The 4870-nt window shown below is 40.7% G+C and carries 4 protein-coding genes; all 4 read left to right on the forward strand.

Going from position 1 to position 4870, the window contains the following annotated elements:
* Window positions 1–19: 19 nt before the first annotated feature.
* The 4 genes from sstT to V7266_RS29520 all read left to right on the forward strand — a co-directional run bounded on the left by sstT (window position 20) and on the right by V7266_RS29520 (window position 4758).
* The gene (gene sstT / locus V7266_RS29505) at window positions 20–1258 is read left to right on the forward strand and encodes a serine/threonine transporter SstT (protein ID WP_335472772.1); all 1239 of its coding nucleotides are present in this window, start codon (window positions 20–22) and stop codon (window positions 1256–1258) included.
* A 507-nt stretch (window positions 1259–1765) separates the two neighbouring features.
* Entirely contained in the window at window positions 1766–3376 is a 1611-nt protein-coding gene (locus V7266_RS29510) for an FAD-binding protein (RefSeq protein WP_335472773.1), read from the forward strand.
* 2 nt (window positions 3377–3378) lie between these two features.
* Window positions 3379–3720: a ferredoxin family protein gene (locus tag V7266_RS29515; protein WP_335472774.1), complete on the forward strand. Its 342-nt coding sequence runs from the start codon at window positions 3379–3381 to the stop codon at window positions 3718–3720.
* 21 nt (window positions 3721–3741) lie between these two features.
* Window positions 3742–4758 carry an ABC transporter substrate-binding protein gene (locus tag V7266_RS29520; RefSeq protein WP_335472775.1) on the forward strand — a complete coding sequence of 339 codons (1017 nt, stop codon included), beginning with the start codon at window positions 3742–3744 and terminating at the stop codon, window positions 4756–4758.
* Window positions 4759–4870: the final 112 nt, after the last annotated feature.

Here is a 4870-nt window from a genome sequence, read left to right on the forward strand (position 1 = left end):
ACTTCTAGGGGGACTATCTATGCGAAAGACAATCAAAAAATGGAATCAAATCAGTATAGTCAAGCAGATCATTGTTGGTTTAATTATTGGTATTATCCTGGCTGTGGCGATTCCAAATGCAGCAAAACCAATTGTGATATTGGGTTCTTTATTCGTCGGTGCTTTAAAAGCTATTGCGCCTGTTTTGGTTCTTTTCTTGGTTATGTCTGCGATTGCGCAACATAAAAAGGGACATAAGACCAATATGAAATCTATTATAACTTTATATCTTTTAGGAACTTTTTTAGCCGGATTATTTGCGGTGATTGTGAGCTTTATTTTTCCAGTTAGTATGTCACTTGGAAAGGGTGCGGACGATTTGTCAGCTCCAGGCGGTGTGGTCGAAGTCCTCAAATCCTTATTATTAAACGTGGTTGATAACCCGGTGAAAGCTATTTTTAATGCCAACTACATTGGAATTTTGGCTTGGGCAATCGTTCTAGGGTTAGCGTTAAAAAATGCCTCCGATACGACCAAAACGTTAATTTCTAACTTTTCAGATGCTGTATCCAAAATGGTCACATGGGTCATCAAGTTTGCTCCATTTGGAATTATGGGTCTTGTGATTGATTCCATCACAACAAATGGGGTTGGTTCCCTGCTGAACTATGGAAAATTACTTGCCATATTGTTAGGATGCATGATTTTTGTGGCTGTGGTTGTCAATCCGATTATTGTATTCGTTAATATTCGCCAGAATCCTTATCCGCTTGTATTTAAGTGTTTAAAAGAGAGTGGAATTACAGCTTTCTTTACACGCAGCTCAGCGGCAAACATTCCTGTCAATATGAGAATATGTGAGGATTTAGGTTTAGATAAAGATTCTTATTCTGTGTCTATCCCATTAGGGGCAACCATCAATATGGCTGGTGCAGCGGTGACCATTTCTGTTCTAACTCTTGCAGCTGTAAACACATTAGGTATTCATGTGGACATCCCTACAGCCATCATCCTTAGTGTGCTATCAGCCATTTGTGCTTGCGGTGCATCAGGGGTTGCTGGAGGCTCCCTTTTGTTGATTCCGCTCGCATGCAGCTTGTTCGGTATCCCTAGTGATGTTGCGATGCAAGTAGTAGGAGTAGGTTTTATCATTGGTGTTTTACAAGATTCTTGTGAAACAGCGCTTAACTCCTCTACAGATGTCCTTTTTACAGCTACAGCTGAATTTAAGAAGTGGCGTAAAGAAGGAAAAACGATCGATATTCGTAAAGCATCATAAAAAAGCGGAAGTTCTATCTGTACTAACGAGTTCCATTTGTGGTGCTCAAAAAGGAAAAAGTGATTTTGAGTGGATAAAGTGTAAAAATTAAAAATTTTCATAATATTGGTTGACAGATTTGATAGGTGGTGTTAATATCCTTTTAGAGTAATCATATAAGTTTTGTCGGATTTTAAAAACTACCCAATTAAATAAAGTTAACCAGACAACTGGAAACACAATTAATTGTGTTTCCTTTTTTGTATCTACCAGTCGACTATGCGAATAGAGACTTCTCGCGCCTTTTAGGCATTCAAGAGAAGTCTCTTTTTTATTTAATCATAAGGGAGGGAATCTATTGAAAAGATAGGTAACGGTTTTGGTCAACAGTGGCCATCATTTTGGAAACTTAATTTTAGATCGAGTGTTGGGAATGCAAAAGTCACTTTTGCATGAGTCACTTCCTAAAAAGTTCGTACGATCTAATTTAATAAATTTATTATACAGAATTACAAGGAGGGAGCAAGTATGAGTAACCTTATAGGAAAACAAGTTGTACAAGAAATAGAAACCGATGTGTTGGTGATTGGGGGAGGACCTGCAGGGACCTGGGCGGCGATTAATGCTGCTTCCAAGGGGGCAAGCGTTATTCTAGTTGATAAGGGATATTGCGGTACCAGTGGTGCGACAGCCCCCTCGGGAACCGGAGTTTGGTATGTGAATCCAACACCCGAGGAGCAAGAAGCTGCGATGAAAAGCAGGGAAGCCCTTGGGGGTTATTTAGCGGACCGAAAATGGATGAAGAATGTGCTGGATCGAACCTATAGCAATGTCAATCAACTAGATGCATGGGGATATCCTTTTCCGTTCGGTGATGACGGAAATAAACATCGGAAGAGCCTGCAGGGCCCTGAATACATGCGGTTAATGCGGAAACAAGTAAAAAAAGCAGGAGTGAAAATTTGGGATCATAGTCCAGCGCTTGAGCTGCTACTTGATGACAATGGTGTTGGCGGGGCTGCTGGGATATTTAGTTCAACGGGAGAACGTTGGAAAGTAAAGGCAGGAGCTGTCGTTATCGCATCAGGCGGATGTGCCTTTCTAAGCAGAGCATTAGGTACCAATGTCTTGACTGGTGATGGTTATTTACTGGCCGCTGAAGCAGGAGCACATTTATCAGGCATGGAATTTTCAAATGCTTATGCCATTGCTCCCGCATTTTCGTCGGTTACGAAAACAGCATTTTATACATGGGCTTCCTTTTACTATGAGGATGGATCAATTATTGAAGGGGCGGGATCACAAAAAGGACGATCAGTGATTGCTAAGACTCTGCAGACACAGCCTGTTTATGCCAGACTTGATAAAGCAGATACAGACATGGAGCAATGGATGCGGAAAGCACAGCCGAATTTCTTTCTTCCTTTTGACCGATTGGGGATTAATCCATTTACCGACCGATTCCCGATAACGATGAGATTAGAAGGAACGGTTCGAGGGACGGGCGGTATTCATCTAATCAGTGAGAAGTGCGAAACGAAGGTGCCAGGCCTATTTGCAGCCGGCGATGCTGCCACAAGAGAATTTATTTGTGGTGGATTTACAGGTGGAGGGAGTCATAATGCGGCCTGGGCTATGTCTTCCGGTTCGTGGGCCGGTGAGGCAGCAGGGGAATATTCATTGCAACTTGGAGTTCATGCAACAAAACGTAATGTAGATGGGATTTCTAGCACGCCGACAGCCTTTAAGATAAGCAGAAGTACTGAAAAACTATCGGTATTGCATGAAATTACAGAAAGTGTCCGATCCGAGGTGACTCCCACTGAAATTAATCTTTTTAGAAATGAAAAAACATTACAGTCTTCTCTGCAGCGTCTTGACGAGGTTTGGGAGGAAATTCGGTTTGGGCTATTAGCAAACGAATCAAATGTAGTGAGGGCAAGAGAGGCTGCTGCCATGACGGCTACCGCGCGTTGGATGTATTCTTCAGCATTAGAGAGAAAAGAGACAAGGGGGATGCATAAACGCTTAGATTATAAGGAACAAAATCCTAATTATCATTACCGAATTTTATCTGGAGGACTTGATGACATCTGGGTTAAACCGGATAAGTCATTGCATCAAGTGGAAGGGGTATAAAGATGATTGAAATCATTAGTCAGTCTAAATGTGTAAGTTGTGGTATATGTGTTTCCGTGTGCCCTACTGGCGTATTTGAACAGAAAAAAGGAGAAGTTCCGGTCATCGCTCGTAAAGATGATTGCCAAACCTGCTTTATGTGTGAAGTATATTGCCCTGCAGATGCAATGTATGTTTCTCCAAATGTAGATGAAGTAACGATAAATGAAGAAGAGGTACTTCAAAGTGGTCTATTGGGAAGTTATCGGAGAGAGCTAGGCTGGGGGAAAGGTCAAAGTTCTACTGCTTCTTCCGATGCTTCTTATAAGATGTTTCGTTTAATGAGTAAATTACCAGGACATTAATGCCAAGTAGGAGGATATATCATGAAGTTACGAAAAAAATCAATAATAAAAGGGGTTGCTGGATTTCTGTTGGCAACTTTGTTTTTGACAATTGCGGCTGGATGCGCAAATAATAGCAGTTCAAAGGCATCTGTGACAGCTAAACAAGATTCAAGTTCTCCGTCAAAAACACTAAGGATAGGGTATGTTGGATCCACTAAGGATAATATTCCGACCGGAGTGGAAGGATGGGCCATTCAAAATAAAATTCTGCAGGAAAAATTGAAAAAGATTGGCATAGATAAGTATGAATTTCATGCTTTTCCTAATGGACCTCCATTAAATGAAGCTATTGCTGCAGGAGATTTGGATATTGGTATATTAGGAGATACACCGGCGATCGTAGGAAAATCAAATGGGCTAAAAACAAAGTTAATTAGTCAAGCTGCCATTAATAGCAATGTCTGGTTAATTACCCCTAAAAATGGAGTAAAGTCGATTGAAGAATTAAAGGGAAAAAAGGTAGCCACTCAGTTAGGGTCATATATGTATCGTTACCTGGTGGGGGTATTGGAAGAAAAGGGATTGGCTAAGGATGTTCAGATTGTGAATATAGCCACTAGCGATGCGGAAACTGCTTTAAAACGGAATGATATTGCTGCCTATGCCTTTCCGACAAACTCTGGACCACTCATCAAGTCAAAAGGGTATCCCGTTATAGATGAAGCAAAAGATCATCCGGACCTGCTTGGAAGCACGGTAACGGTGATTACAGAAGATTACTTAGCTGAGAATCCAGACTTCTTGGAAGTATGGAAACAAGCTCGACAACAATCTTTAGAGGATTTATTAAAGAAGCCTGAGAATTTTTACCACTTTCAATCTGAAGAAGTCGGTTACCCCATCGATGTTATGAAAGATTCATTGCCGCTAAGTAATTTAAAAACGGAAGCGTTATCTGATGAGGGAATAAAGCTCTTGGAAGGGACGAAAAAGGTTTTAGTTGAAGGGGGTTTTGCTAAAAAGGACTTTCATTTGGATGATTGGATCGCCAAATAACTTTCCCTATTCGGACAAATAAAAATAGATTGGAAGATGATTCAATATAGGTTTTTTATTCCTAATGTATATAAATGATAAGACCTTCTCTTTATAGGGAAGGTTTTTTTAT

This window comes from Neobacillus drentensis, from assembly GCF_036965645.1.
Lineage (GTDB): Bacteria > Bacillota > Bacilli > Bacillales > Cytobacillaceae > Neobacillus > Neobacillus drentensis_D.

Coding starts and splice junctions, on each gene's coding strand:
- V7266_RS29510 (WP_335472773.1), top strand. CDS start 1,766: ATGAGTAACCTTATAGGAAAACAAGTTGTACAAGAAATAGAAACCGAT.
- sstT (WP_335472772.1), top strand. CDS start 20: ATGCGAAAGACAATCAAAAAATGGAATCAAATCAGTATAGTCAAGCAG.
- V7266_RS29520 (WP_335472775.1), top strand. CDS start 3,742: ATGAAGTTACGAAAAAAATCAATAATAAAAGGGGTTGCTGGATTTCTG.
- V7266_RS29515 (WP_335472774.1), top strand. CDS start 3,379: ATGATTGAAATCATTAGTCAGTCTAAATGTGTAAGTTGTGGTATATGT.